Source organism: Streptomyces sp. NPDC025793, assembly GCF_055558375.1.
The window spans coordinates 60724-87190 of sequence record NZ_JBVHMR010000009.1; the positions used below are offsets into that span (position 1 = coordinate 60724).

Annotated in this window: 23 protein-coding genes and 1 pseudogene; 10 read left to right on the forward strand and 14 right to left on the reverse strand. The window is 71.0% G+C overall.

The window, feature by feature from the left end; genetic code table 11:
* Positions 1–24 precede the first annotated feature (24 nt).
* Positions 25–1191, reverse strand: a complete 1167-nt coding sequence (locus ACZ4MF_RS19150; RefSeq protein WP_467493146.1) for an FAD-dependent oxidoreductase — start codon at positions 1189–1191, stop codon at positions 25–27.
* Between the two features lies 1 nt (position 1192).
* Complete coding sequence (locus ACZ4MF_RS19155) at positions 1193–1663, reverse strand: hypothetical protein (RefSeq protein ID WP_467493147.1); 471 nt, start codon at positions 1661–1663, stop codon at positions 1193–1195.
* Between the two features lie 73 nt (positions 1664–1736).
* Between ACZ4MF_RS19155 and ACZ4MF_RS19160 the strand changes: the two genes are divergently transcribed.
* Both ACZ4MF_RS19160 and ggt read left to right on the forward strand, forming a co-directional pair.
* Entirely contained in the window at positions 1737–2330 is a 594-nt protein-coding gene (locus tag ACZ4MF_RS19160; protein ID WP_467493148.1) for a PadR family transcriptional regulator, read from the forward strand.
* 257 nt (positions 2331–2587) lie between these two features.
* On the forward strand, positions 2588–4438 hold the full coding sequence (ggt, locus tag ACZ4MF_RS19165; protein WP_467493149.1) for a gamma-glutamyltransferase: 1851 nt from the start codon (positions 2588–2590) through the stop codon (positions 4436–4438).
* Between the two features lie 55 nt (positions 4439–4493).
* Here the strand turns inward: ggt and ACZ4MF_RS19170 are convergent, their stop codons facing one another.
* Together ACZ4MF_RS19170 and ACZ4MF_RS19175 are read right to left on the reverse strand one after the other, a co-directional pair.
* Positions 4494–5600 carry an NAD(P)-dependent alcohol dehydrogenase gene (locus ACZ4MF_RS19170; RefSeq protein ID WP_467493150.1) on the reverse strand — a complete coding sequence of 369 codons (1107 nt, stop codon included), beginning with the start codon at positions 5598–5600 and terminating at the stop codon, positions 4494–4496.
* Positions 5601–5625: 25 nt separating this feature from the next.
* Positions 5626–7083 (reverse strand): aldehyde dehydrogenase family protein, encoded by a 1458-nt coding sequence (locus ACZ4MF_RS19175; protein WP_467493151.1) that lies wholly within the window; start codon positions 7081–7083, stop codon positions 5626–5628.
* A gap of 221 nt (positions 7084–7304) precedes the next feature.
* Here ACZ4MF_RS19175 and grpE point away from each other — a divergent pair, with 221 nt between their 5' ends.
* Entirely contained in the window at positions 7305–7856 is a 552-nt protein-coding gene (gene grpE, locus ACZ4MF_RS19180; protein ID WP_467493152.1) for a nucleotide exchange factor GrpE, read from the forward strand.
* Between the two features lie 514 nt (positions 7857–8370).
* Here grpE and ACZ4MF_RS19185 read toward each other — a convergent pair.
* Positions 8371–9324 carry a DUF998 domain-containing protein gene (locus tag ACZ4MF_RS19185; protein ID WP_467493153.1) on the reverse strand — a complete coding sequence of 318 codons (954 nt, stop codon included), beginning with the start codon at positions 9322–9324 and terminating at the stop codon, positions 8371–8373.
* A 358-nt stretch (positions 9325–9682) separates the two neighbouring features.
* On the opposite strand from ACZ4MF_RS19185, the gene ACZ4MF_RS19190 reads away from it, so the two are divergent.
* Positions 9683–10204 carry a GNAT family N-acetyltransferase gene (locus ACZ4MF_RS19190; protein ID WP_467493154.1) on the forward strand — a complete coding sequence of 174 codons (522 nt, stop codon included), beginning with the start codon at positions 9683–9685 and terminating at the stop codon, positions 10202–10204.
* Positions 10205–10713: 509 nt separating this feature from the next.
* On the opposite strand, the gene ACZ4MF_RS19195 is transcribed toward ACZ4MF_RS19190, so the two are convergent.
* Complete coding sequence (locus tag ACZ4MF_RS19195) at positions 10714–10956, reverse strand: Smr/MutS family protein (RefSeq protein ID WP_467493155.1); 243 nt, start codon at positions 10954–10956, stop codon at positions 10714–10716.
* A 152-nt stretch (positions 10957–11108) separates the two neighbouring features.
* Positions 11109–11255 (reverse strand): hypothetical protein, encoded by a 147-nt coding sequence (locus tag ACZ4MF_RS19200; protein WP_467493156.1) that lies wholly within the window; start codon positions 11253–11255, stop codon positions 11109–11111.
* A gap of 474 nt (positions 11256–11729) precedes the next feature.
* Here ACZ4MF_RS19200 and ACZ4MF_RS19205 point away from each other — a divergent pair, with 474 nt between their 5' ends.
* Positions 11730–11927 (forward strand): hypothetical protein, encoded by a 198-nt coding sequence (locus ACZ4MF_RS19205; protein ID WP_467493157.1) that lies wholly within the window; start codon positions 11730–11732, stop codon positions 11925–11927.
* A gap of 38 nt (positions 11928–11965) precedes the next feature.
* On the opposite strand, the gene ACZ4MF_RS19210 is transcribed toward ACZ4MF_RS19205, so the two are convergent.
* The 3 genes and pseudogenes from ACZ4MF_RS19210 to ACZ4MF_RS19220 all read right to left on the reverse strand — a co-directional run bounded on the left by ACZ4MF_RS19210 (position 11966) and on the right by ACZ4MF_RS19220 (position 13703).
* A complete protein-coding gene (locus tag ACZ4MF_RS19210; protein ID WP_467493158.1) occupies positions 11966–12262 on the reverse strand; it encodes a hypothetical protein in 297 nt (98 codons plus the stop codon).
* Between the two features lie 234 nt (positions 12263–12496).
* Positions 12497–12682 carry a hypothetical protein gene (locus ACZ4MF_RS19215; RefSeq protein ID WP_467493159.1) on the reverse strand — a complete coding sequence of 62 codons (186 nt, stop codon included), beginning with the start codon at positions 12680–12682 and terminating at the stop codon, positions 12497–12499.
* Between the two features lie 40 nt (positions 12683–12722).
* Positions 12723–13703, reverse strand: a pseudogene (locus ACZ4MF_RS19220) (serine/threonine-protein kinase).
* Between the two features lie 227 nt (positions 13704–13930).
* Between ACZ4MF_RS19220 and ACZ4MF_RS19225 the strand changes: the two are divergent.
* Together ACZ4MF_RS19225 and ACZ4MF_RS19230 are read left to right on the forward strand one after the other, a co-directional pair.
* Entirely contained in the window at positions 13931–17062 is a 3132-nt protein-coding gene (locus ACZ4MF_RS19225) for a family 78 glycoside hydrolase catalytic domain (protein WP_467493160.1), read from the forward strand.
* A gap of 131 nt (positions 17063–17193) precedes the next feature.
* Positions 17194–18468: an alpha/beta hydrolase family protein gene (locus tag ACZ4MF_RS19230; RefSeq protein ID WP_467493161.1), complete on the forward strand. Its 1275-nt coding sequence runs from the start codon at positions 17194–17196 to the stop codon at positions 18466–18468.
* 11 nt (positions 18469–18479) lie between these two features.
* On the opposite strand, the gene ACZ4MF_RS19235 is transcribed toward ACZ4MF_RS19230, so the two are convergent.
* Complete coding sequence (locus tag ACZ4MF_RS19235; protein ID WP_467493162.1) at positions 18480–20090, reverse strand: purple acid phosphatase family protein; 1611 nt, start codon at positions 20088–20090, stop codon at positions 18480–18482.
* Between the two features lie 271 nt (positions 20091–20361).
* Here ACZ4MF_RS19235 and ACZ4MF_RS19240 point away from each other — a divergent pair, with 271 nt between their 5' ends.
* Positions 20362–20484 carry a hypothetical protein gene (locus tag ACZ4MF_RS19240; RefSeq protein WP_467493163.1) on the forward strand — a complete coding sequence of 41 codons (123 nt, stop codon included), beginning with the start codon at positions 20362–20364 and terminating at the stop codon, positions 20482–20484.
* A 266-nt stretch (positions 20485–20750) separates the two neighbouring features.
* Entirely contained in the window at positions 20751–22490 is a 1740-nt protein-coding gene (locus tag ACZ4MF_RS19245) for an ABC transporter ATP-binding protein (protein WP_467493164.1), read from the forward strand.
* 79 nt (positions 22491–22569) lie between these two features.
* On the opposite strand, the gene ACZ4MF_RS19250 is transcribed toward ACZ4MF_RS19245, so the two are convergent.
* Positions 22570–23235: a nitroreductase gene (locus ACZ4MF_RS19250; protein WP_467493165.1), complete on the reverse strand. Its 666-nt coding sequence runs from the start codon at positions 23233–23235 to the stop codon at positions 22570–22572.
* 291 nt (positions 23236–23526) lie between these two features.
* Here ACZ4MF_RS19250 and ACZ4MF_RS19255 point away from each other — a divergent pair, with 291 nt between their 5' ends.
* A complete protein-coding gene (locus ACZ4MF_RS19255) occupies positions 23527–24951 on the forward strand; it encodes an alkaline phosphatase family protein (RefSeq protein ID WP_467493166.1) in 1425 nt (474 codons plus the stop codon).
* 56 nt (positions 24952–25007) lie between these two features.
* Here the strand turns inward: ACZ4MF_RS19255 and ACZ4MF_RS19260 are convergent, their stop codons facing one another.
* Both ACZ4MF_RS19260 and ACZ4MF_RS19265 read right to left on the reverse strand, forming a co-directional pair.
* Positions 25008–25628: a dihydrofolate reductase family protein gene (locus ACZ4MF_RS19260; protein WP_467493167.1), complete on the reverse strand. Its 621-nt coding sequence runs from the start codon at positions 25626–25628 to the stop codon at positions 25008–25010.
* 76 nt (positions 25629–25704) lie between these two features.
* Positions 25705–26418, reverse strand: coding sequence for an SDR family NAD(P)-dependent oxidoreductase (locus ACZ4MF_RS19265; RefSeq protein ID WP_467493168.1), 714 nt, complete (start codon positions 26416–26418; stop codon positions 25705–25707).
* Positions 26419–26467: the final 49 nt, after the last annotated feature.

The window sequence follows — 26467 nt, forward strand, 5'->3', positions numbered from 1 at the left end:
GCACTGCGCTCACCGGACGTGTCCTCACGCGGCGACGGGGTCGTCCCAGCGGATCCGGTGGTCGTACTGCCAGGCGGTCCTCTCGGGAGTGGCGAGGCGGGCGAACAGGGGCAGGAGCGCGTCCCGCAACACCCGGCCCACGGGTCCGGCCGCCTTGCCGCTGTTGGTGCGGGCGGCCTGGGCGATGACGCGCTCGACCCGGGCACGGCGGCAGCGCTCGTAGGCGGCGAAGGCCTCGGGGTGGGGCAGGTCCCGCAGCGCGCGGGCGAGTTCGACGGCACTCTCCGCGGCGAGGGAGACGCCCTGGCCGGAGCTGGGCGAGGTGGCGTGGGCGGAGTCGCCCACGAGCACCATGCGGCCGCGGTGCCACTGCGGGACGTGCGGGAGATCCTCCATGGGACCGGAGGTGATCAGGTCCTCGGGCCGGGTGCGCCGCAGCAGGTCCAGCGCGGGGACGGTGTCGTGGGCGAAGGCCCCGCCCAGCCGGCGCAGCCACTCCTCGTTCGAGGTCTGTCCGGTCTCCTGCCAGGTCAGGTAGGGGTGGGGCAGGTTGGCGAACCAGACGCCGGTGCCGTCGGCGAAGGTCTGGTAACCGAAGAAGGCCCGTCGGCCGAAGGCCATGTACATGCGCTCGCCGGTGGATGGCAGTCCGGCGCCCTCGACGCGGGCGCCGAAGCCGAGGAGTCCCGAGTAGCGCGGCCGGGGAGCCGCCGGGTCGATCAGCCCCCGCACGGTGGAGCGCAGGCCGTCCGCACCGATCAGGATGTCGGCCTCCTCGCTGGTGGTGCCGTCGGCGAAGACGGCCCGGATGCCGGTGCCGCTCTCGCGTACGTCGACCAGTCGGTGTCCGTGGTGGATCTGGACGTCGTGTTCCCGGGCGAGGTCGTAGAGCCGCCGGTACAGGTCGGCACGCCAGCTGAACTGCATGGGCTGACGGATCTCGGTGATCACCCGGCCCTTGTGGTTCTGGAGCACGATGGCGTTCATCGGGGCGCCTATCCGGTCGAGTCCGACCAGCCCGAGGGCGGCCCGGCCGTTGGGGGCGACTCCCAGGGCACCGCCGACGCCGTCGGCGGTGCCGGTGTGGGACTCGTGCACGGTGGCCTCGATCCCGGCCCGGCGCAGCGCGAGGGCTGCGACCGGGCCGGCGATGCCGCCGCCCACGACGATCGCGGTGCGGGTGCGGGACATGTCAGCGGGTCCTCTCGCGGGTGGGGTCGTCGACGGTGGGGAGGCCGCCGTCGCGGTGGGCGCGGCGTAGGTCGTTCAGGTAGGCCCGGGAGCACATGGCAGTGAGCTGGGCGGTGCCGCCGCGACGGATACGGATCTCGCCGTCGCCGACCGCTCCGGTCAGCAGCAGCCGGGCCGGACCGGCGCCGGCTTCCGCGTCCTTGACCCGGCCGCGGCCCGCGAAGGCGAGGCCCCAGCTGTCCACGGCGACGGCATCGGGCAGCAGCAGGGTGAGGGCGGCGGAGGTGAGGTCCAGCCGCACGGTGACCGGCTCGTCCCAGCCGATCCGCGGGGAGCGGAGGTCCAGGACGACGGTGGCGCGGCGGGCGCGTACGTCGAACTCGGTGGCCTCGGTCCAGTGTCCGAGGTGCTTCACGGTGGCGTGGTCCGCGTGGATGCGCTCGGCGGACGCGAGCGGGGTCGCTGTCGTCATGCGTTGATAGTTGCAATGAAACTAGTATCATGTCAACTAGTTCATCTGAGATCGGCTCGGGTAGGCTCCGGGCATGCGCAGCTCCCCTCTCGGTCTCACCGTTCTCTCGCTCCTGCACATGCGACCGCTGCACCCGTACGGCATCCAGCGGCTGATCAAGCAGTGGGGGAAGGACCAGGTCGTCAACGTCAGCCAGCGGGCGAACCTGTACCGGACCATCGACCGGCTGCTCGACGCGGGGCTGATCGCCGTGCGCGAGACCAGTCGGGACCAGCAGTACCCGGAGCGCACGGTCTACGAGGTGACCGACGCGGGTCGCGCCGCGACGCGGGAGTGGCTGCGGGAGATGCTGGTCGCATCGCGGTCGGAGTACCCGGAGTTCCCCGCCGCGCTCTCTTTCACCATGATGCTGCTGCCCCAGGAGGTCGAGGCCGACCTGTCCGCGCGTGCCGCCCAAGTACGGGCGCATCTGGCCGAGTTGGAATCCGCGGCCGAGGGCGCGCGCGGACTGTCGCTGCCGCGGGTGACGATGCTGGAGGACGAGTACCGCCGGGCCGTCCTGACCGCGGAGCTCGACTGGCTCGACGCGATCACGGCCGACCTCCGCTCGGGCGCGCTGACCTGGGACTTCGAAACGCTGGCGGCACTGGCCCAGGCCTCGTCCTGAACCGTTCGGCCCGGCCGGCCCCGACGCGTCGCCACACCGGGACCGCACGGGCGTCGCGGCGGTCCAGCCGTCCGGCGCGAGCCCGACTGCCCGTCACCAGTTGACCCGTGCCGCGGCCCTTACCCCGGGAAACCTCAGATCTACCGCAAACCTTGATCGACACGGTTGCCCGGCCCGCAGCTGTTTGCCAGGGTTTCGCGCACCCCCCACCTCCCCGTCGTCGACCCCCTCTCAGGAGGGGCGAATCCGGAGGACCCGTGACGACCCGTCGTACCCTGGTGACCGCCGCGTCAGCGGCTCTGTTCACCCTCCCCCTGCTCCCCCGCACCGCCGCCGCCTCGCCCTCCACCGCGCGGCGGGAGCCGTCGCCCGGTCTTCGGTCACCCGCGAAGCAGGCCGTCGCCGTCGGCAGCGGAGGTGCCGTCTCCAGCGTCAACGCGTATGCCACGCAGGTCGGTATCGACGTGCTGCGGCGTGGCGGCAACGCCGTCGACGCGGCCGTCGCCACCGCCGCCGCACTCGGTGTCGTCGAGCCCTACTCGGCAGGTGTCGGAGGCGGCGGCTACTTCGTCTACCACGACGCCCGCACCGGTGCGATCCACACCATCGACGGCCGGGAGACCGGCCCCGCCCGCATGCGGTCCGACTCGTTCACCGACCCTGCCACCGGCAAAGCGATCCCCTTCGACGAGGCCGTCAACTCCGGCCTGTCCGTGGGCATCCCGGGCACCCCGGCGACCTGGCAGCGGGCCCTCGACGCATGGGGCACCCTCTCCCTGGCCCAGGCGCTGCGCCCGGCGACCCGGATCGCGGACGACGGCTTCGTGGTCAACGACCAGTTCCGGGCCCAGACCGAGATGAACGAGGCCCGGTTCCGCGACTTCACCCCGACCGCCCAGCTGTTCCTGCCGAACGGCCAACTGCCCGTCGTCGGCACCCTCTTCCGCAACCCGGACCTGGCCCGCACCTACCGGGAGCTGGCCCGGGCCGGCGTGGCCGCGATGTACCACGGCGCCATCGGGCGCGACGTGGTGCGCACCGTCCAGCACCCGCCGGTGGCCCAGGGATCCACGCGCACCGTGCGCCCCGGACTGATGGAACGCTCGGACCTCGCCGCCTACCGGGCGATCCTGCGGGAGCCGACCCACACGACCTACCACGGCCTGGACGTGTACTCCATGGCACCGTCCTCTTCCGGCGGCACCACGGTCGGCGAGGCGCTGAACATCCTGGAGAACCTCCACCTGTCACCGGCCGACACGGTGCAGGCGCTGCACGACTACCTGGAGGCCAGCCGGATCGCGTTCGCGGACCGCAACCGCTGGGTGGGCGACCCGGCGTTCTCCGACGTCCCGGCAAGGGAGCTGCTGGCCAAGGAGTTCGCCAAGGACCGCGCCTGTCTGATCCGCCCCACCACGTCGCTGACCAGCCCTATCGCCCCGGGCGACCCGCGCAACCCGACGGGCTGCACCGCACCGGGCAGGGGCAGCCAGGAGCCGTACGAGGGGCCGTCGACCACCCACCTGGTGGCGTCCGACCGCTGGGGCAACGTCGTCTCCTACACGCTGACGATCGAGCAGACCGGCGGTTCGGCCATCACCGTTCCCGGCCGCGGTTTCCTGCTCAACAACGAGCTGACGGACTTCGACTTCACGCCCCTCCAGGCGGGCGTGCCGGACCCGAACCTGCCGGGCCCGGGCAAGCGGCCGCGCAGCAGCATGTCGCCGACGATCGTGACGCGCGACGGCAGGCCCGTGATCGCCGTGGGCTCGCCCGGCGGCGCCACCATCATCACCACCGTCCTCCAGACCCTCGTCAACCGCCTCGACCTCGGCATGAGCCTGCCGGAGGCGGTCGCCGCACCGCGCATCTCGCAGCGCAACCGCACCACGACCGAGGCCGAACCCGCCTTCCTCGACTCACCCGAGCGCTCCGCCCTGGAAGCCCTCGGTGAACAGTTCGTGCTCGCCCCGCCGGCCTTCACCCCGTCACCCGAGATCGGCGCGGTCGCCGCGCTGGAGTTCGGAGCCCGCGGGAAGGTCACGGCGGTGGCCGAGCCGAAGCGACGTGGCGGCGGCGCGGCGATGGTGGTCCACCCGACCTCCTGAGTCCTCTTCGGGCCCCCGGTCGGCGTGGCGTCTCGCCCTCGGCGTGCGCGGGTGTTCAGAAGGTGAGGACGGGCTTGATCGTCCTGCCCGCGCTCATGTCCCGCACCGCCTCGTCGATGTCCGTGAACGGATAGGTACTGATGAGACGGTGCAGCGGGAGCCGCCCCTCCTTGACCAGCCGGACGAGGGCGGGGATGAGGGTCTGGGTCTCGCTGTCCCCCAGAGTGAGGCCCACGATCCGCTTGCCCGGCAGCAACCCGTTGACGTCCAGGGCGACTTCGGTGCCGAAGGGCGGAGCGCCGACGACGACCAGGGTGCCGCGGGCCGCGAGCGCGTCGGCTCCCTGGCGCAGTACGGCGACGTTGCCCGTGGTCTCGACGACACCGTCGGCCCCCTGCCCGTCGGTCAGGAGGGCGAGTGCGTCGCCGAGGTCGCCATCGGCCGTGTTGACGGTGTGGGTGGCGCCCAACTCCTCGGCGAGCTTGAGGCGTTCGGTGAAACGGTCGACGGCGATGATCCGGGTCGCGGGGGTGAGGGCGGCGGCCATCACCGCGGACAGCCCCACGGCCCCGGCGCCGAGCACGACGAGTGTGCTGCCCGCGCGGGGAGTGAGCACGTTCCACACGGCGCCGACCCCGGTCTGCACACCGCAGCCCAGCGGGGCGACGGAGGTGAGCGGCACGTCGGGGTCGACCTTCACCAGGCTGCGCCGGTCCGCCAACGCGCGTTCGGCGAAGGAGGACTGGCCGAAGAAGTGCCCGCCGAGCGGGATGCCGGCGCGGCTGACGGTGCTGGTGCCGTCGGCGCGCCGGCCGCCGACGAGGTTCAGCGGGAGCCAGGTGGCACAGTACGCCGGGTGCCCCTCGCGGCAGTTGCGGCAGCCCCCGCAGGAGGTGAAGGACAGCAGCACGTGGTCGCCGGGCCCGACGTCGCTCACGCCTGGGCCTACGGCCTCGACGACACCGGCTCCCTCGTGGCCGAGGACACCGGGCAGCGGGAACGGCAGGCCGCCGCTCGCCACGCCGAGATCGGTGTGGCACAGCCCGGCGGCGACCATGCGGACGAGGGCCTCGCCGGGCGCCGGGGTGTCGAGTTCGACGTCCGCGAGGGTGAAGGGCGCTCCCCCGGCCTCGACCACGGCGGCACGCGTGGTGGTGGTCATGCGGTGAACTCCTTTGCTCGGGCGCTCAGTCGAGCGAGACGACGACGGACTTGACCTTGCTGTAGGAGGCGAGGGCCTCGGGGCCGTACTCGCGGCCGAATCCGGAGTCCTTGACCCCGCCGAAGGGGACGGCGGGGTCGAGCACGGCCCAGTCGTTGATCCAGACGATGCCGGCGTGCAGTTGCTCGGCGACGCGGTGGGCTCGGGCCAGCCGGCTGGTCTGAACACCCGAGGCCAGGCCGTACGGCGTGGAGTTGGCGAGCGCCACCGCCTCGCCCTCGGAGTCGAACGGCTGGACCGTGAGGACGGGGCCGAAGAGCTCCTCCTGGACGACACGGGACTCGTTGGAGAGGCCGGTGATCACCGTGGGCCGGTAGTAGTAGCCGCCGTTCAGGTCGAGGCGCTCGCCGCCGACGACCACCCTGGCGCCCTCCTTGCGGGCCAGTTCGACGTACTCCTCGACCTTCTTGAGGTGTTTCTCCCCCGCCATCGGTCCGACGACGGTCCCCGGATCGCGCGGATCCCCGACGGGGACCTGCGCGACCGCCTCGGCGAGGATGCCGACCAGGGTGTCGTGCACCGGCCGGGCGACCAGCAGCCGGGGGCCGGCCATGCAGAACTGGCCGGTGTTGAAGACGAACCCCTTGATGATCGCGCCGACCGCCTTCTCCAGGTCGGCGTCCTCGAAGACGAGGTGGGCCGCGTTGCCGCCGAGTTCCATCATGACGGTCTTGAGTCCTTCGCCCGCGACGCTCGCCACATGGCGGCCGACCGCGGTGGACCCGGTGAAGGCGACCTTGTCGATGCCGGGGTGGCGCAGCAGGGCCTCGCCCGCCACCGGGCCCGTGCCGGTGACGACGTTGACCACCCCGTCGGGAACGCCGGCCTCCTGCAGCAGGCGGGCCATGCGGAGGGCGCTGAGCGGGGTCTCCTCGGCGGGCTTGTGCACCACGGTGTTGCCCGCCGCGAGGGCCGGGGCCAGTTTCGAACCGGCCAGGATCAGCGGGAAGTTGAAGGGCGTGATGGCGGCGACGACGCCGAGCGGCTCCCGGCGGGTGTAGGCGAGGGCACTCAGGGGCGTGTCGCGGGTGGCGCCGTCCTGGCTCTGGGCGAGGGAGGCGTAGTACTCGTAGTCGTCGGCCGCGTTCGTCACGTCGACGGCGCCGCACAGGGAGATCGGCTTGCCGACGTCGAGGCTCTCCAGGGCCGTGATCTCCTCGGCGTGTTCCCGGATCAGCTCGGCGACGCGGTGCAGCACGCGACCGCGTTCGCGGCCGCTCATCCGCGGCCACGGTCCGCGGTCGAAGGCGTCCCTGGCCGCGCGCACGGCGGCGTCGACGTCACCGGCACCGGCCTGCGCGACGGTCGTGACGACCTGTCCGGTGGACGGGTCGACGACCTCCATGCGAGCGCCGTCCGCGGCCTCGCGCCACTGGCCGTCGATGAACAGGTGCCCGGGGTCGATGTCGAAGGTGGTCGTCATGGCCTGCTCCCCAGCGTTGATAGCCCGATCGCCAAAATTTCAACCAACAGGATTCCTGCTGGTCTGGAGTCTGATGAGCGACAGGTTTCCTGTCAATGGCTCGGGACTCCGCCCGCGGTGGCTCGCTACCGTTCGAGGGCCCTTGACATGACAACGCCCGCGTTCTATCCAGGCTGTGAGGAACGCGATCCGGAGGTGAGCCGACGATGGAGCGGGGCCGGTTGCCGGACCCGGCTTCCGCCCGGCTGCGCGGCCTGCTGGAGGAGCGCACGGCCGACCTGCAACGGGTGAAGGCCGAGTACGACAACTACCGCAAACGGGTACACCGGGACCGGCTGGCCTTGGGCGAGGCCGCCGTGGCCAACGTCCTGCGCACCCTGCTGCCCGCCTTGGACGCCGTCGACCGCGCCTGCGCGCACGAGGCCATGACACCGGGGTTGCGGGACATCGCCGACACCCTGCGAACACAGCTGGGATCCCTGGGAGTCGAGGCCTTCGGCGAGGAGGGCGACGCCTTCGACCCGGCGTGCCACGACGCCCTCACCCATCACGCCTCCCCGGACGCGGACCGGCCGATCTGCACGAAGATCCTGCGCACCGGCTACCGCCACGGCGCCCGACTGCTCCGTCCGGCCATCGTCGAGGTCACCGGGCCGCAGCCACCCGCGGCCAACCCGCTCGGGCCCGATCCAGGGCACCTGCCATTCGGCGCGACAGCGGACGCAGCCTGCCCGAGCCTCACGTGTGCAGGGCGTGATCATCGGCGTCATTGACGACCTCGGCCGGCGCCAGAGTGTGGAGGCATCGAGCATCGGCGCGGCCAGGCGCGGCCTCGCGTCACGGCCTCGCCCTCCTGACCGTCCGTCCTTCGCGGATACGGCGAGCAGGCAGAACGGAGCGGACGGCCCCAGCTCGACGCACGCCACGTGGCTGCCGGGCCGCCACCGCCATGAGGTCCCACCCGCCCTGGTGACCGCGCGTCGAGGCACGCGACGCCGGGGACACGGAGGCCGCCGCGCCGCACCCGGCACAGGGCCCGCCACCCGTTCCCCGTCGACCGCCCCCCGTTCCCTTCAACCGTCACCCGCCGCACCGCGGCCAGCGGCCAGCGGCACACACACGTCCCCGTGTCACATGGCCACCCGCTCCCACCGGACCGGCCGGACGACCAGCTCATCACCGTCGACCAGGATGCGTGCCCGGACTCCGCCGAGACACGGCGCCTCACCCTCCGGTGCGGCGCCCATGAGACCGTCCGTGGCGGCCACACCGCCGAGCCGTGGACGGCTACTGCCCGTCCTGGACGTCCGAAGAGGGGCGGGGCCGGGGCCGGTGGGACGGACGAGGCGGGCGGCCGGGAGTCACATAGCCGTGGACACGCGCGGACGGCGTATCGGGGAGCTGCGGGACGAGAGGTCCGGCGGCAGCGAGGGCGGCCTGCGCACGATCCCGGTCACCGCGGCCGGAATCCCCCTCCCGGCGCCCCGGCGGCGAGCCCGCACGGCGGGCCTCGACGGCGAGGAGGACGAACCAGACGGCGACGCTCACGAGGTGGATGCGCTGGGCGATGCCCTGGCCGCCGGGGTGCCCCAGATAAGGGCCTACGGTGGCGATCGCCGACGCCATCGACACCGGCATCAGGTACGGCGCCCACCGGCCCGCGACCTGTCCCGGACGGCCGGGAACAGCACTGGCCGTGACAGCGCGGTCCGGGAGAGCGCGGTCCTGGACAGGACGGCGCACCGCAAGGCCGAACAGCGCCATGGACATGAACAGCGCGCATTCGACCAGACCGCTGGTGGTGGTGTGCTGGAAGTTGTCGGGCGGGCAGCCGTGCTCCACCGACGGCGCGCATCCCATCGGCAGCAGCACGTCCAGCACGGAGCAGCCGCCGAACACCCCGACGGCGCTCCAGCCTGCCAGCGTCAGGCCCCATGGCGCGGAGCGCGCGGCCAGCGCCGCGGCGGCGATCAGTACGGCTGCGCAGGAAAGTTCCACGGTGCCGAACAGCAGCCGGTGCGGCTGATCCGCCGCGAAGGTCTCGCTGACATAGGAGCTGGCCTGCGGCAGACCGGTGGTCACGAAGAACTGGAGCAGCCAGTCGTTGTAGAGAACGGCAGCGACGCACAGCAGCGCCGACGCGGCCGTCGAAGCCGCGCCCCGCGCCGGACCCCTTGTCACATGAACCAATTCCGTCGAGCTCGCACCGGTGCCGTTGCCGTCCGAAAGTCGTACGGTCATTACCGTCATTACCGTCATTACCGCCAATACGGTACGCGACGGCGCTGCGGACACGAGGCATCGACGTGGGTGGTGAATTCCGGGCACGACCGCCGGCCCGGTGGCCCTCGGCTGGAAGGCGACCGACGACAAGGCCCTGCGCTCGGTGCGACTGCTGTCCCCGGCAGGTCCCGCACGTCCTCGCCGGCCTTCACTCCCGTTGCTCCTCCAGGAGACCTCCGCCACCAGAACCGGCACCTGGATGTCTCCGTCACATAGCCGGAACCAGAGCCGAGTTCATCATGCGCGGTCGCCCCGGCAGTCCAAAGTCCGCGGCTGCCGGGGCCATCTCATGAGGAGGTCGGAGTAGGGTCGCGGCATGAGCGACCTCACGGCCCGGACCATCAGCACCGCACGTCTGGACCTGTTGCCGCTGAGCGTCGAGCACGCCGACGAGATGGCCGAGGTGCTGTCCGATCCGGCCCTGCACACCTTCATCGGCGGTACGCCGGACACCCCGCAGGCCCTGCGCTCGCGCTACCGGCGCCTGGCCGCGGGCTCCCCCGACCCGGCCGTCTCCTGGCTGAACTGGGTGATCCTGCTCCGCGACGAGTCCTGTCTCACGGGCACCGTGCAGGCGACGGTCTCCCCTTCCGAGCACGGCCTCACCGCGGAGATCGCCTGGGTGGTGGGCACACCGTGGCAGGGCCGGGGCATCGCCTCCGAAGCGGCCCGGGGACTCGTCGACCTGCTCGGCCGACTGCCGGTGCACACCGTCGTCGCACACATTCACCCCGAACACCGGGCTTCCGCGACGGTGGCCACGACAGCCGGACTCACCCCCACCGACACCTGCCACGACGGCGAGATCCGATGGCAGCGGGACATGCACAGGGCTTGACTCAGCGGACGGCAGGCGAGAGGCGGCCGCCGAAAATCCTCTCGAAACACCGTTCGAGGACATGACATGATGCGCGGCATGACGATCAACCGAAAGGTCCATGCCGCGTAGCCGGCCGGGACAGCTCCGGGCCGGCAACTCCGGCCGCCGGACGCCGACTACGACGCCCGTCATCGACGGCTTGTCCTCACGCGCGCTCTCCGAGATCTCTTGTCTTGAGCGCACCCGCAATTATCTGTGCCCAGGAGACGTCAGCTCAGCCGTGCGCCGGTGGCAGAGATACGTCCATCGTCCCGCGCGTGAACTGTGGCGGGACCACGAAGGGGGAAACACGTACTGGGACTGCTGCGACAGTCCTCTCGAAGCCCGCGCTCTGCTCGACACCGTGATGCGGGCCCTGTCACCCCGAAGCGCTCGCGAACTGCGCCGCGTCATCGGCCGGTTCGACGCCGTCTGGAGCCGGGCGTCACCGCCGTACGACGCAAGCGGAGGGTAGAGCCGGAACCGGATCACCGGAAGTAGAGGAGAATGCGCCCGGTGTTGCCCGCGTCGACCTCGCGCCGGATGTACAGCTTCCGGATGTGCTTCTGGTCCAGGAACGCCAGCACGCGGGCCCTGAGCCGCCCGGAACCCTTGCCCGGGATGATCTCCGCGACGGATTCGCCCGCGTGGTTCGCCTTGAAGAGGAACTGACGCAGCGCCAGTTCGATGTCGCGGTTGTTCCGGAAGATGGGGTGGAGATCGAGCGACATCACAGGGAGCCTCCTGGTGCTGCGGGGCTTGCGCCGACCGCGGGGCGGACCGGACCGCCCTCGCGGCCCCCAGGAAGCCTCCCACGGGCACGTTCGATCCGACCTCCCCCGGCATCCACGGGCCGCCCCCGGAGCGCTGCGGACGTCTGTGATCAGTGCCCGGAATCTCGCGTCGGGTCGAGCGTCTCCTGATCCTGCCGGGGTTTCGTCGGCGGCGGGAACAACAGATCCTCGTACGCGTCCAGGGCGAACACGACGAGCATGACCATCACCGGCACAAGCAAGGCCACCACGATCATGACGCCTCCCGGCACAACAGTGGTCACGGGATGGGCAACGGATCCGCCTCCAGCTTGCCCCAAACGGGCGAACACGGCATATCGGATCGGCGGCGGCGTGAGCCGTTCGGGTGACCCCGTCCTCGGGCGGTACGACCGCCGGGCTGGTCACCGCCATGTCCCGCGCGCCCTGCGACCACGCCGTACCAGCTGTTCGCAAAGATCAATGCCAGGCGCACGGAGTCACCGCGCAGGCGGGAAAGATCGTTAAACATCGCCCGCGGCACATCCGCCGTACCGGCCGACGCACAGTCGGTGCGAAGTCGGCGCCAAGTCGGTGCGAAGTCCACGGGCGATACACCGACGGCCTGCTACCGAAGTCGCGGGGGGAGCGACTTTCGGCTGTCCGCCCCGATCGTTCCGCGCACTTTCGGCGCAGCCGTGCCGACGCCCGGCCGATGCGCGCGGCCACCTCCGCGGGCCACCATCGTGGGCATGAAGAAGGTGCTGGAAGTCGCCGGGTTCATCGCTCTCGTGCAAGGGGTGCTGGGCCTGGTGCAGGAGTTCACCCACTGGCACGCCGGCGTGGTGGAGCGTCTGTCGTTCCTCCACGGCTACGAGGCCGTGGTGAGCTTCCTGCTGATCGTGCTGGCCTGCGCGCTCTTCGCCACGGCCGAGCGGCTTGGGCACTGACGGCGCGCGGGGCCGGAACGCCGGCCCGGCCCGGGGCGTCAGGGAGCGCCGCCCGGCCTCGGGCCTCGGCAGCCGGGCCGGGAGGAGGCGTCGATGCCGACTTCGTAGCGGACCCGCGGGTTGGTCCTGTTGCCGCGTAGGTGGTCGCCGAAGAAGCGCTTCCCGTCGCCGTCGCCGCCGTGCGGGCTGGTGACGGTGTTGTTCCGTACGGTGATGTCGTGGCCGGTGATCTCGATGCCGGGCGCCTCGGGCCGGGTGACCCGGTAGTGCTCCACGATCACGTGACTCGCCTCGACGGTGATGCCTCCGACGGTGCGGCCGTGGCCGTCGTACACGGCCGGGTACGCGGCGGTGCCGCCGTGGGTGACGACGAGCCGGGTGCGCGCGGCGGCCGAGGCGGGGACCGGGTGCGCCGTGGTCGTCCCCAGGGCCGCGGCGGTGGCGAGTGCGAAGGCTGTCCAGAGCGCACGGCGGATGTGGTCGGCATGGCCGGGAGCGTAGGAGGGGACGGCCGGGAGGGGTCCCGGGCGGTCCGTGGCACCGGGGCTTCAGGTCCCGTCGGCTCGCCTTCAGGTCGCCTCGACGAGGCCCAGGTCCATCGGTACGAGCGTCGTGGACGCCAGCAGGGCGCGCAGGAGATGGTCGTTGAGGGCGTTGCCGACCGGTTCCCCGACCTCCTCGCGGGTCAGATACGGCACCCCGTCGCGGCGGCCGTGAGCACCCGGCGCCGAGGACGCGCCTTTCTCGGCAGCCACAGCGTGAGCGACGGCAGGGCCGGCGTGCGGCCGCCGGGTCTCAGTGTCTTCCGCGTGGCCTCCTGCGCGCCTTGGCCGAGGTGTTCCTGGCCGTACTCCTGAATGTGTGCCGGCGGGGGTGCGGCACGCGTGAGAAGGGTACGGGCCTCGGCGGCGTCGGGGCGTTTCCCGGGCTCGACCTCCAGGAACGCGGTGAGCGGTCCGGTGAGCGGGCCCGCCCGGGGGCGTGCACCTGCCCTTCGAGGGCGCGGGCGAGGTAGCCCATGACGTGCTCGAACTCCCCGTAGGGCGAACGGCCTTCGACCGCCGCGAACAGGCTGGCGTCGAGGGAGAACACGTCGGCCTTCGCGTCCGGCGCCCTGCCCTTGGCCACCTCGGGCGCGGGATAGCGGGGCTTGCCGCGCACCGTGCCCGTCGTGGTGTGCGTGCCGGTCTGGGTGACCTCTCTCCACAGGGCCCGCGCGATCCCGAAGTCCGTCAGCCGGGCCACTCCGTCCTTCGTGACCAGGATGTTCTCCGGTGTCACATCGCCGTGCACCACGCCCTCGTCATGGGACTTCGCCGGCGCCGCCGCGATCTGACCGCCGATCGAGCCGGCCTCTTGCGGGGTCAACGGTCCTCACTCGGCCACCAGTTGGGCCAGGCTGCGCGAGGGGACGTACTCCATGACGATCCAGCAGGCGTCGCCCTCGGCGACGCAGTCGAACACGGCCACCACATTGGGGTGGTGCAGCCGTGCCGCGTACCGCGCCTCCTTCGTCAGGCGCGGGGCCGCTCTGCCACCGTCCGGGCGGGTGCACTTGACCGCCACGCGCCGGTCCGGCAGTTCGTCCCGGACCTCCCAGACGACGCCCATCCCGCCCCGGCCGATGGGCTCATGCAGCCGATACCGGCCTCCGACCCTGTACCCGGTCTCCGGTGTCACCGGCACCGCCCCGCTCCCTGTCCCCACCGACACGCATGGTTCCGCACGGTGACAGAGTGGGCGGCGATCAGCCCCCGGAGGCGTCGGCCCGACCATCACGGGATCCCCTCAGGAGCGTTGACGAACCGATGCCGTCCGCCTGGGCGAGAGGAGGCGCTCCACTTTTGAACGGTTTCAATCGCTGACCCACCACAGGCATGTCCGTTTGATTCCGTCTCGTCTTCCTCCTGCTACAGCGCTAGACAGCGACCTCATCCGCCACTAGCTTCATCGGCCGATCGAGCTGAATCGATACAAACCTCGGACAGCCGAAGGGATACGGCATGAACGACGGAGTCGACGGCACGACGGGTGAGGGCGTACGACGCAGGACCGTTCTGGCCACCGCGCTGGGCTCGGTGCCGGTGGCCCTGGCGGGCGGCATCGGCGCAGCCGTTACGGCACGGGCGGCCGAACCGATCGCAGGAGGTACGCGGCTGGAAGGTCTCACGGTGGAGCACCGCACGAACCCGCTGGGCGTGGACGCGGCCCGGCCACGGTTCGGCTGGCGCATGGTCTCCTCGGTCCGGGGCCGGCGGCAGAGCGCGTACCGGCTCCTGATCGCCACCAGCGCCGAGCGACTGCGCGGCGGCCGGGCCGATGCGTGGGACAGCGGCCGCGCCGCATCGGCGGACTCGGTCGCCGTGGGGTACGCGGGCGTGCAACTGAGGCCGTCCACCCGCTACTTCTGGACGGTCCAGGTCTGGGACGAGGACGGACGGGCCGTTCCCGAGGCGCCGGTGGCCTTCTTCGAGACGGGTCTGCTGAGCACGGACGGGACGACCGGCTGGGAGGGCGCCCGCTGGATCACCATGGCGGGCAAGAAGCCGGACACCTCCGGTGCCCCGCTGCTGCGCCGCGAGGCCGCGCTGCGGGGGCGGGCGCGCGCGGCGCGGCTGTACGTGTCGGCGCTCGGCGTGTACGAGGCGTACGTCAACGGCCGCCGCGTCGCCGTTCCGCTCGCCGGCTCCCCCGGCGGATCCACCGAGGAACTGCTCACCCCGGGGTGGACGAACTACGACACCACCGTCAGCTACTTCACCTACGACATCACCGAACTCCTCGCGGCCGACCGGAAGATCACGCTCGCGGCCGTCCTGGGCAACGGCTGGTACAACGGCCGGGTCTCCGAGGGCAGCGTCTACTACTCCCAGGACGGCAACCCGCTCGCTCTGAAGGCCAAACTGCTGCTGCGCTACGCCGACGGCTCGACGCAGAGCCTCGTCACCGCTCCGGGCACCGGCTGGAAGGCGACGGACACCGGCCCCTACCGCGCCGACGACATCTACGACGGCCAGACCTACGACGCCCGCGCGGAGTTGCCCGGCTGGACGGACAACGGCTACGACGACTCCGGCTGGGCGGAGGTCACCGAGCACCCGCACGCCGCACGCTTCCCGGACGCCCGGCTCGTCGCCTACCCCGGCGAGAGCGCCCGGCTGACCCCCGAGTGGGACCGCAGACCGCACTCCGTCACGGTCTACAACGGGGTCGCGGGCCAGGACGGCAGCGCCAACGGCAGGGGTCACATCGTCGTCGACGCCTCCCGCACGGTCACCGACCCCGCCGAGGCCGCCACCGCGTGGGTGACCCTGGACGAGGGCGACACGGCGGTCTTCGACCTGGGGCAGAACATGGTCGGCGTGCCCCGCTACACCCTGCGCGGCCCGGCGGGCGCCCAGGTCGCCTTCCGCTTCGGTGAGATGCTCAACGACGCGAGCACGGGCGCCGACGGCCCGCAAGGCTCCGTCTACCGCGCCAACCTCCGCGGCGCCAGGGCCACCAGCACCTACACCCTCAAGGGGGACGGGCAGGGCGAGACCCACCAGGACTCGCTCACCTTCTACGGCTTCCGGTACGCCTCCGTCACCGTCACCGGCGGCCCGGTCACCGTCACGAGCCTGACCGGCAGGGTCGCCACCTCGGCCCTGCGGCGGATCGGATCGGTCGCCACCGACGACGCCATGGTCAACCAGCTGATCAGCAACGTCCATTGGGGCCAGCGCGGCAACTACCTGTGGATCCCCACCGACTGTCCGCAGCGCGACGAGCGCCTCGGCTGGACGGGCGACACCCAGCTGTTCTCCCACACCGGCCTGTACAACGTGGACGCCGTCGCGTTCCTCAGCCACTTCGAGGACATCCTCGTCGACTCCCAGCGGACCTACGGCGCGGACCACGCCCAGTTCACCCATGTCGCGCCCGGCAACCGGTACAACTCGCCGGAACCGGCGAGCGGTTGGTCGGACTGTGGCGTCGTCGTCCCCTGGACGGTGTGGCAGATGTCCGGCGACACCACCGTCATCGACCGCGGCTGGGCGGCGATGACGGCGTACATGGACTGGATCCGCGCACGCACCGGGGACAGTTACACCGGGCAGGGCGCGATCTACGGCGACTGGCTCGCCTTCCAGCAGACCAGCACCCAGCTCATGAGCGACGTCTACTACGGTTACAGCGCCCGGCTGATGGCGGACATGGCGGCCGCCACCGGCCGTACCGCCGAGGCCCGCGCCTACCAGGACCTCTTCTCGCACATCAAGCGGGCCTTCATCACCACGTACCTGAGCACCGAGGGCGGCGTCCTCACCGTGCGCTCCGGTCTCGGCGACGCCTCGCCCGTGACCCCGGGCGGCACCACCGGGACGGAGGACAACTCCCAGACGGCGCTGCTGTGGGTGCTCAAGCTCGGCTTCTACGACACCGAGGCCCAGCGCCGCCGACTGGTCACGCTGCTCGCCGAGAACATCGGCAACGACGCCGCCTACAAGGCGGCCCACCCCGGCAGCACGCGCGTGCAGTACGCCGAGAACACCCTCGCCGTCGGCTTCCTGGGCGTCAACGTCCTCGCCCCGGTCCTCACGGCCGAGGGCCGCGCCGACCTCGCCTACGCGCTGCTCCACCAGAACGCCATGCCGTCCTGGCTGTACTCCGTCGACAACGGCGCGACCACCGTCTGGGAGCGCTGGAACTCCTACTCCGAGCAGGACGGCTTCGGCCCGGTCGCGATGAACTCCTTCAACCACTACTCCTACGGCGCGATCATGGAGTGGATGTACGAGAGCATGGCCGGCATCGCCAAGGACCCGGCCGCCCCCGGCTTCCGCCACTTCTTCCTGCGGCCGCATCTCGATCCGACCGGGAGGATCACCCACGTCTCCGGCTCGCACCTGTCCCCCTACGGGGAGATCCGCAGCGAGTGGCGGACCGACCACCACACGCTCAGCCACCTGGTGACGGTCCCCGCCAACAGCACGGCGACCCTGTCCCTCCCCACCGCCGACCCGTCCGATGTCCGTGAGGGCAGGACTGCCCTGTCCGGTGTCCGGGGCGTCCAGTACCTGGGCTTCACGGACGGCACCGCCTCCTACCGGCTGCCCTCCGGACACTACGAGCTGACGGCATCGCTCGAATGATCCCTCCGGCGCGCCCGAAGACCGGTCTCGGCCCGCAGGCCTTGTCCGTCAGGGAAAAGTCGGTGGGACCCCGAGCGGTGATCCGGGGCTTCCCTGATGTACGGCGCTCGGCGCGGGACCATGCTGGCTGTATGACGAAGCGTCACCCGTACACACGTCGCCCGGCCCTATGGCTTCGCGCCTTTACCGCCTGCACCGTCGCCGCCCTCTGCGCCATGACGGCCGCCCTGCCCGCGCAGGCGGCCGTCCCGGCCGGCTCCTCTCCGCCCCCCGCCCGGAGGCCGACGCTGCCGGTCCCCTCCGGCCGGTACGGCGTGGGCGCGGTTCCCCTGCACCTCGTGGACCGCTCACGCCGGGACCCGTGGAAGGCCGGCCGCAAGCACCGGGAACTGATGATCACCGTCTACTACCCCGCGGCCCGGACCACCCACCATCCGCAGGCTCCGTACATGCTGCCTGCGGCCGCCGAGCACTTCGACAGCGTCACCGCAGACGGTCTCCTCGGGCTGCACACCACGGTCGGCCGCACGGACTGGGCCGGCACCGTCACCCATGTGGCGGCGGACGCACCCGTGGCCACCGGACGCGGCGGCGGTCTGCCGGTGGTGCTCTACTCCCCCGGTCTCGGCGAACCCCGCGCCTGGGGCACCACGTTGGCGGCCGATCTGGCGAGCCATGGCTACGCCGTCGTCTCCATCGACAACACCTACGAGTCACCCGAGGTCCAGTTCCCCGACGGCAGCCTGGCGACGATGTCGCCGCCCCCCGCTTCCGAGGCCGACCCCTTCATCCGCAAGTCGCTGGCCGTCCGGGTCACCGACACCGGCTTCGTCCTGGACCAGCTGCGCCTGCTGGACAGCGGCCGCAACCCCGACGCGGACGGCCGGCGGCTGCCCATCGGTCTGACCGGGGCACTCGACCTCTCCGAGGTGGGCATGTTCGGCCACTCGCTGGGCGGCACCGCCGCCGCCCAGTCGATGGACGCCGACCACCGGATCGCCGCGGGCATCGACATGGACGGCAACCTCACCAACTACGACGGCACGCTCATGCCGGTCGCCCGGCACGGTCTCGACAAGCCCCTCCTGCTGCTGGGCAAGGACGGCAGGACCGACACCGGACCTGGCTGGCGGGCGTTTCGCGAACACACTCCGGGCTGGACCCGTCAGCTGACCCTGCTCGGCTCGGAACACGCCTCGTTCACCGACGCCGAGGCGCTCGTCCCCCAGCTGCATCTGCGGCGCGCCGACCGGATCGACGACATCGGCACGATCGACCCGGGCACCGCGATACGCACCAACGAGGCCTACATCACGGCGTACTTCGACCACTGGCTGCGCGGCCGCTGCGGGAAGCTGCTGGAGGGGCCGTCGGCGCGCTACCCCGACATGATGTTCGTGCGCTGAGGGACGCGTGGCTACCCGGCGTCGCCGTCGGAGCGCCTGCGGTGAAGGGTGAAGTTCTCGAAGACCGACAGCTCGCCGTGCGGCTTGTTCACGTTGTAGTACGTCACATGCATCCGGGTGGTGTCGCCTGCGTGCCGGCCCGGGTCGACGGTGAAGGCCGCGAAGCCGTAGGGGTGTTCCACGTCCCGGACACCCATCCAGACGGCCTGCTCCTTGGTGTAGGCAGAGGTGCGCTTGCCGTTCGCGCCGGCTGTCGGCGACACCGCGGTGATCACTTTGGCGGTCCCGTCGGTGAAGAACTTCTGGTTCGTGGTCCCCGAGACCCCTCCGCCGCCGAGGATCATGTGTACGGTGCCCAGCCCCGTGTCGATGGAGTCGGTGCTCCCGGACACCGGGCGGGGCGTGAGTGTCTCACTGCCCGTGACGACTCCGCGGACGGCCAGCGAACGCTCGTAGTTGTGTTCGTGACCGCACAGGACCAGGTCCACACCGTACCTGTCGAACAGGGGACCGTACTTCTGGCGCAGGCCCAGGTCGGCGCCGTTCGCGTCCGAGGAGCTGATCATCACCTGGTGCATGGCGACGACCACCCAGTCGATGTCGCGGGAAGACCTCGCCGCCTTCAGTTCCCTCTCCAGGAAGGCGAGCTGGCGTCCGCCGGAGTAGCCGCTGATATAGACGTCGCCGCCGTCCTGGAGGCAGTTGTCGTCGTTCTGGAGCACGATCACCCGCACCGAGCCGACCGTGAACGCGTACCAGAGACCCGCGAGTTCCTCGTCGGTCTCGGTGGAAGGGAGGGAGAAGTAGGTCTGGTAGGCGCCGAGGCCGAGCGGGCCGTTGGCCTTCTCGATCTCATGGTTTCCGGCGGCCGGCATCCAGGGGCGGAAGCGCGCCGAGCGGGTGTTGTTGGTGAAGAAGTTGTTCCAGGTGCGCACCCGGTCGACATCGAGGTTGGCGTAGCACAGGTCGCCGTTGAGCAGATGGAAGAGCGGTGCGACCTGCTCGATGCCGGTGACGATGTCCTTGGTGGCGGGCGTCGAGTTCGCGTCGAGGGCCGCCGTGCCGTTGGCCGCCCAGGTCACCTGCGGAGCGGACTGGTCGCCGAAGCTGGTGAAGGTGAACGGCATACGTCCGCGGGGCGCGGTGCGGAACGCACCGCTGTCGGGCGTCGTCCCCTCGTGGGTGGCGAGGTAGAGGTAGTCGGTGCCGGGGGTGAGCCGGTTCAGCGAGGCGTGGTGGACGTAGACCGTGCGGCTGGACGTGCCGTCGACGTAACCCACCGTGCGGGCCGCCGCGCTGGACCCGAAGCCGTGTGCCAGCGTGCCGTAGTGGACCACGGGTCTGGTCACCGGCCGGTCGGTGATCCACGACACCGTCATCTCGGTCCGCGGGTCGGCCCCGAACGTCAGGTGGAGTCCCTGGATCGGAGGCGCGCCGGACGAGTCCGCGGTGCGGTGCAGAGCGGGTGCAGTGACCGGGTCGGCCTGCGCCGTGCCCGCTCCGAGCAAGGGAGTGACGGCCGCGCCGGCCCCCGCGGTGCCGAGGAGGCCCAGCGCGTGGCGCCGGCTGACCCCCTCGGATGCCTTCGACGTCCCGTCCGGTGTTTCGGCCTGTGTGGTCATGGAGCCCTCCCTGACGCGCAGTTGAGCTGACGACCACCGCACACTGACGCGCCTCGACGGCGCCCGAGTGAACACCGCATGGCCACCTGGTCATGACGTCCGCCAGGCGGATTCGGATATTCGGGTTCGGATTCGGTAAGGGAATATAGGTCAACGCTCACCTTCCTTCTTGAGCGAGGCACCGGGCGTCCCCGTACTCACAGGTGCGACACAAGGCGAAGTCGGCCGCGATCAGCGTCGGTCGACTGCCCGTCATGAAGGGATACCAACGATGTCCTTCGCGAAGATCACACTGGCCAAGAAGGCCAAGAAGAAGGAAAGCGGTGCCGCCGGCAAGGCCAAGCACCACAAGAAGCACCACCACCGCAAGCACAAGAAGGCCGCCGCCAAGTAGCCGCGCATCGCGGAATACGACCACACAGGCAGACCGTGCCGGGGTCCGCACGCACAGCACATGTGCACGACGGGCCCCGGCACGCCGTCGGACCGGGCAGCGCCCAGGAAGTGTCGGCCATGCACACCGCTGCACCCAGCACCATGCCCGTGGCCGGTCCCGGGGCGGGAGCCACGGCCGATGCCCTGTCACCGTCACCGTCTCCATCGCCTTCATCGCCCTCACCGCCTTCGTGGCCTTCTTCCGTGCCTTCGGCCCCCTCACGGATGCGCCACGCCCGAATCTCCCCGCTGGCCGCGTTCCGCACGTTCTGGCCGCTGGTCAGTGTCAACCGTGCGGCCGTACTGGTGTCGGCCGTGCTGCTGGTGGTCGCCGCCGGGTGCGACGCGGGCGCGATCGGCATCGTCGGGGTCCTCACCGACGACGTGCTCACCCCCGGCGACCTCGCCGCCTTCTGGGGGCCCGCCACCCTCTGGCTGGGGCTCGCCGTGGCCGGTGCGGTCGCCTCCGCGGCGGGCGGCTATCTCGCGGGCTGGACCAGCGAGCACTTCCTGCTCGGCCTGCGCGACCGGGTCTTCCAGCATCTGCAAGCGGTCCCCCCGGACGCCCTGGACCGCTTCGGCACCGGCGATCTGGTCGCCCGGCTGACCGGCGACATCGAGACCGTCGAGTCGTTGGTGGCCTCCGCGCCGGTCGAGCTGATCACGTCCGCCGCCGGTGCCCTGGTGTTCGCGGTGGCGGCCTTCTGGACGAGCTGGCAGCTGGCTCTGATCACCTTGTCCGCCGCCCCGCTGATCTGGTTCGGCGCCCGGTGGTTCGGGACGCTGATGCGCTCCGCCACCCGCGCCGAACGCGACAGCAACGGCCGCCTGGCCACCCTGCTGGAGGAGAGCCTCGCCAACATGCCCCTGGTGCAGGCCTATGGCCGCCAGCAGGCCGAGCGCGGCAAGGTGCACCGCGAGGGGCGCAACTGGATGCGGGCCGGACTGCGGCAGATCCTGCTGTCGTCGGTGTACGGCCCGATGGGTGAACTGGTCGAGACCGTCAGCGTGCTGGCCGTGATCGGCGCCGGAGCCTGGCAGATCTCCGAACACCACCTGAGCGTCGGAGGCCTGCTCGCCTTCGCCGCCTTCCTCGGCTATCTCCACCCCAAGCTCCAGGAACTCGGCGAGATCGTCGTCAGCGCCTCCTCCGCGACCGCCGCCTGCGAACGCCTCATCGAGGTGCTGCGCACCGGCACGGTCCGCGACGACGCCCCTCGGCCGGAGGCCCCGCCCCTCGCCGAACCGGTGCGCGGCGCCGTCACCTTCGAGGACGTCGGATTCTCCTACCCGGGCAGCGGCCGTCCCGTGCTCAACGGAGTGCGCCTCGACATCGTCCCCGGCCTGCTCGTCGCGGTCACGGGGCCGAGCGGCACCGGCAAGTCCACCCTCGGCAAACTGCTGCTGCGCTTCCACGAGCCGTCTCGCGGACGCATCCTGCTCGACGGCCGGGACATCGCCGGGCTCCCGGTCGACGAGGTGCGCCGACACATCACCCTGCTTCCGCAGGACAGCATGCTCTTCGACGGCACGGTCCGCGAGAACATCCTCTACGGCCGCCCCGACGCCACCGAGGCGGACATGATCGCCGCGGCCGTCGCGGCCGACGCGCACGGTTTCGTCAGCACGCTGCCAGACGGTTACGACAGCCCCGCCGGCAAACGCGGCAACCATCTCTCCGGCGGCCAGCGCCGCAGGGTCGCCCTCGCTCGGGCCATGCTGCGCACGGCGCCCGTGCTGATCCTCGACGAGCCCACGGCCGGACTCGACGACGACTCCACGGCCCGGATCATGGCGCCGCTGCGCCGCCTCACGGCCGGACGTACGACCTTCCTCATCACCCACGACCTGCGCCTGACGGCCCAGGCCGACCTCGTCCTCCATCTCACGGACGGCACCGTGGCCATGACGACCCCGGGCCTGTCGGCGAGAACGGGCCCGGAGCCAGAGCCCGAGGCCGCCTGAGAACGAGGGGACCGCGTGGGCACCAGGACTCGACCGCCCCCGGAGCCCGGCGAACACCGCGTGGGCGGGCGCCTCGCGGTCACACTCCGATGAAGCTCACGGTTTCCGCCATGTCCGCCCGCCCGGTACGCAGCCGTGGCACGCCTTCCTTCTCGAACCCCACCGAGACACCGCAGAACAGTACGAGCCCGTCGCCGGCTCCGACGGTCCGGTCGACCGTCTTGCGATACATGGTCCACATGACCTGGGGACAGCTGTGCAGCCCTTCCGCCCTCAGCAACAGCATGACCGTCTGCAGGAGCATCCCCGCGTCACCCCATTGTCCGGGCCCCATCGTCCGGTCGAGGTAGCAGAACAGCACGACCGGCGCCCCGAACGCCTCCGAGTTCAGCGCAGCGATCTTCTTGGGTCTGTCGGGGTCGTCGCGCTCGATTCCGAGCGCCGTGTACCGCTGGGCGGCCGCAGCGGTGAAACGGTCCAGATAGGGCGAGGTCAGTTCGGCCGGGTACATCGGATACTCCCGCTCGTCACCGGGGTCTCCCGCAAGCGCCCTGGCCGTCGCACGCCTCTTCAGTTCGGCCAGGGGCTCGCCGGCCACGACGTACACATGCCACGGCTGGAGGTTCCCGCTCGACGGAGCCCGCGTCGCCGCGGCCAGCACACGTTCGAGTACCTCTTTGGGCACCGGCTCATCGCTGAACGCCCGCACGGCCCGTCGACTGTCGACGGCCTCATACACATCCACCTCTTCCCTTCCTCCCGCTCGACCCGCCCCCCACCGTATTCGGCGGCGTCTTCCGCGAATTCGTGGGCACGGCGTCTGTCCACTCGCCCGAGAACGGACGACGACAACGGGGCGACGGGCGGGTGTGGGCGGTAACAGCTTGGCCAACCCCTTTCCGCGCGTTGGCCGCGAGTTCACCATTCACCCCTGATGTGCTCCTCTGTCCTGGGCAGAGAGTAATGGGCGGCCTCGCCCTTCGCCGGGGCCGGGGCTGTCCCTACGGAATCCGCTCTCGCTCAAGAAAGGGCATTCATGCCCGAGTTGACACGCCGTAGACTGCTCGGGTCAGCGGGCGCGCTGGGCGGCGCCGCGGCCCTCTCCCTCCTCCCGCCGAGCGTCCAGAAGGCCGTCGCCTCCGGACCCCCCACGCACGGCTCGCTGCACGACATCGAACACGTCGTCATGCTGATGCAGGAGAACCGCTCCTTCGACCACTACTTCGGCACGCTCTCGGGTGTCCGCGGCTTCAGCGACCCGCACGCCCTCAGGCTCGGCACCGGCCGCAGCGTCTTCTACCAGCCCGACGCCAAGAACCCGAAGGGCTATCTGCTGCCCTTCCACCTCGACACCCGCAAGTCGAGCGCGCAGGCCATCCCGTCCACCAGTCACGCCTGGTCCGTCCAGCACGAGGCATGGAACAACGGCAAGATGGACCGCTGGCTGCCCGCGCACCGCAAGGCCGACGGCGTCAACGGCCCTTACGTGATGGGTTACTACACGCGCGAGGACATCCCCTTCCAGTTCGCGCTTGCCGAGACCTTCACCATCTGTGACAACTACCACAGCTCGGTGTTCGGCCCCACCTGGCCCAACCGCCTGATGTGGATGACCGGCTCGATCGACCCCGACGGCACCCACGGCGGTCCGGTCATCAGCAACGACGCGCCGACGCCGTACCGCTGGAAGACGTACGCCGAGCGGCTCCAGGCCGCCGGTGTCAGCTGGAAGGTGTACCAGCAGGACGACAACTACGGCTGCAACATGCTCGAACAGTTCGCGGCCTTCCAGAACGCGAGGCCCGGCTCGGAGCTGTACGAGCGCGGCGTGCGCAAGCGGCCCGCGGGCACCTTCGAGGAGGACGCCCGACACGACCGGCTGCCCGCCGTGTCGTGGATCATGCCCACCAGCTACCAGTCGGAGCACCCCGACTACCTCCCCGCGGCCGGCGCGGACTTCGTCGCCTCGAAGATCGAGGCGATCGCGTCGAACCCGAAGGTGTGGCGCAAGACCGCCTTCATCCTCAACTACGACGAGAACGACGGTCTGTTCGACCACGTGGCCCCGCCGACCCCACCTCACGGGACCCCGGACGAGTACGTCCACGGCCTGCCGATCGGTGGCGGGTTCCGCGTCCCGGCCATCATCATCTCGCCCTGGACCGTGGGTGGCTGGGTCGCGTCCGAGGCCTTCGACCACACCTCCGCCCTGCGGTTCCTGGAGCGGTTCACCGGGGTGACGGAGCCGAACATCAGCGCCTGGCGACGCGCCGCCTTCGGGGATCTCACCACCGCCTTCCGCTTCCGCGACGCCCGCCCCCGCCCGCCCCGGCTCCCCCACGACACCGCCGAGCAGTTGCACAAGGCGAAGGAAGAGGTGGCCACTCTGCCGAAACCGAAGCTTCCCGGAGCCGCCCAGTCCTTCCCCCGCCAGGAGAAGGGCCACCGTCCGCGCATCTGAGAACGGCCGGAACACTCAGCCCCTGCCGCCGACAACGGCAGGGGCTGTCCTGCGTTTCACGACGAGGCCGGTGTGCGGACCGCCTGGCGGCGGGTGAGGTGGGTGAGGGTATTGCCGCCGGGAAAGGCGGTGCGCGCGACGACGTCGAAGACCGTCGGGTCGAAGGCGCCGTCGAACGCCGGAACCCCGGCGCCCGCGACGACGGGGTAGCTCTTGATCACCAGTTCGTCGATCTCGGGCAGAACGGCGCCGGCGAGCTTGCCGCCGCCGCAGAGCCAGATGTCCAGTCCGGCGCCGTCCTCTCGCTTGAGGTCGCGCACGAGGGTGAGCGGGTCGCCCGGTACGACGGTGACCGCCGGGTCGATGTCGGGCTTGAGGGTGCTGGACACCACGTACTGCCGCAGGTGCGCGTACGGACTGGTGACCCCCGCGTCGAGGGCGGGGCGATAGGCGCCGAGACCCATGACGATGGTGTCGAAGTGCCGGTTCGGCACGTCGGCCAGGCCGAGCGGGGCGCGAAAGGCGGTCGGGACCGTATCGGGGTACAGCGCATTGGTCCAGGCCGAGTAGGCGGTGGACTGCCGTTCGTCACCTGCGGGGAAGAAGTCGTACTCGCCGCCGGGGCCGGCGATGCGGCCGTCGAGCGAGACACCCACGTAGTACACGAGCTTTCGCATCTTCGGTAACTCCATTCGTATCACTTCTGATGTAGTGCTTTGAATGTAGTACTACATCTGAAGTGGTGTCAAGAGTTCACCAGGGCACCTGTGTGCCGTCCCAGGAGAAGAAGCCGCCGGTCGGCCCGTCGTCCGGCAACAGCGCCAGCCGTACGGCACCCCGTGCGCCCTCCTCCGGATCGCCGCCCCGAGCCCTGGCCCGCGGATTGAGATCGGTGGCCCGGGCTCCGGGGGCGAGCGCGTTGACCTTGAAGGGCTCGCCGAGTGTCTGCGCGTAGAAGACGGTGAGCGCGTTCAGCGCGGCCTTGGAGGAGCGGTATGCGGCGCCGTAGCCGTTGCCCGGGGTGAACTGGGGGTTGGGGCCGGTGCTCCACGACAGCGATGCGGTGCCGCTGGAGATGTTCACGATGCGCGGCCGGGCCGAGCGGCGCAGGGCGGGAAGGAAGGCGTTGGTGACGGCGACGACGCCGAAGACGTTCGTCTCGTAGGTCTGGCGGAGGTCCGCGAGGCGGGCCTCGGCGGGCGGGTCGAGCGTGACGGCGACACCGGCGTTGTTGACCAGCACGTCCAGCCGGTCGACACGGGCCGCGGCGCGTGCAATGCCGTCCGCGTCGGTGACGTCGAGGACGAGCGGCCGGGCGCCGGAGCCGATCGACGCGGCCGCGGCCTCCCCGCGCCCCGCGTCACGGGAGCCGACGTACACGGTGCAGCCCTCGGCGGCGAGCAGGCGGGCGATGTGGTGGCCGATGCCCTTGTTGGCACCGGTGACGAGTGCTGTGCGATTGTTCATGTCAGCCACGGTTCCCCGGCCGGCACCGTCCTGCCAGGGATCACCTGTA

What these genes read in the sequence shown, in the direction of transcription:
- ACZ4MF_RS19150 (WP_467493146.1), bottom strand. Translation starts at nt 1,191, where the DNA reads ATGTCCCGCACCCGCACCGCGATCGTCGTGGGCGGCGGCATCGCCGGC.
- ACZ4MF_RS19155 (WP_467493147.1), bottom strand. Translation starts at nt 1,663, where the DNA reads ATGACGACAGCGACCCCGCTCGCGTCCGCCGAGCGCATCCACGCGGAC.
- ACZ4MF_RS19160 (WP_467493148.1), top strand. Translation starts at nt 1,737, where the DNA reads ATGCGCAGCTCCCCTCTCGGTCTCACCGTTCTCTCGCTCCTGCACATG.
- ACZ4MF_RS19170 (WP_467493150.1), bottom strand. Translation starts at nt 5,600, where the DNA reads ATGACCACCACCACGCGTGCCGCCGTGGTCGAGGCCGGGGGAGCGCCC.
- ACZ4MF_RS19175 (WP_467493151.1), bottom strand. Translation starts at nt 7,083, where the DNA reads ATGACGACCACCTTCGACATCGACCCCGGGCACCTGTTCATCGACGGC.
- ACZ4MF_RS19185 (WP_467493153.1), bottom strand. Translation starts at nt 9,324, where the DNA reads ATGACCGTACGACTTTCGGACGGCAACGGCACCGGTGCGAGCTCGACG.
- ACZ4MF_RS19190 (WP_467493154.1), top strand. Translation starts at nt 9,683, where the DNA reads ATGAGCGACCTCACGGCCCGGACCATCAGCACCGCACGTCTGGACCTG.
- ACZ4MF_RS19195 (WP_467493155.1), bottom strand. Translation starts at nt 10,956, where the DNA reads ATGTCGCTCGATCTCCACCCCATCTTCCGGAACAACCGCGACATCGAA.
- ACZ4MF_RS19200 (WP_467493156.1), bottom strand. Translation starts at nt 11,255, where the DNA reads ATGATCGTGGTGGCCTTGCTTGTGCCGGTGATGGTCATGCTCGTCGTG.
- ACZ4MF_RS19205 (WP_467493157.1), top strand. Translation starts at nt 11,730, where the DNA reads ATGAAGAAGGTGCTGGAAGTCGCCGGGTTCATCGCTCTCGTGCAAGGG.
- ACZ4MF_RS19225 (WP_467493160.1), top strand. Translation starts at nt 13,931, where the DNA reads ATGAACGACGGAGTCGACGGCACGACGGGTGAGGGCGTACGACGCAGG.
- ACZ4MF_RS19230 (WP_467493161.1), top strand. Translation starts at nt 17,194, where the DNA reads ATGACGAAGCGTCACCCGTACACACGTCGCCCGGCCCTATGGCTTCGC.
- ACZ4MF_RS19235 (WP_467493162.1), bottom strand. Translation starts at nt 20,090, where the DNA reads ATGACCACACAGGCCGAAACACCGGACGGGACGTCGAAGGCATCCGAG.
- ACZ4MF_RS19240 (WP_467493163.1), top strand. Translation starts at nt 20,362, where the DNA reads ATGTCCTTCGCGAAGATCACACTGGCCAAGAAGGCCAAGAAGAAGGAA.
- ACZ4MF_RS19245 (WP_467493164.1), top strand. Translation starts at nt 20,751, where the DNA reads ATGCGCCACGCCCGAATCTCCCCGCTGGCCGCGTTCCGCACGTTCTGG.
- ACZ4MF_RS19255 (WP_467493166.1), top strand. Translation starts at nt 23,527, where the DNA reads ATGCCCGAGTTGACACGCCGTAGACTGCTCGGGTCAGCGGGCGCGCTG.
- ACZ4MF_RS19260 (WP_467493167.1), bottom strand. Translation starts at nt 25,628, where the DNA reads ATGCGAAAGCTCGTGTACTACGTGGGTGTCTCGCTCGACGGCCGCATC.
- ACZ4MF_RS19265 (WP_467493168.1), bottom strand. Translation starts at nt 26,418, where the DNA reads ATGAACAATCGCACAGCACTCGTCACCGGTGCCAACAAGGGCATCGGC.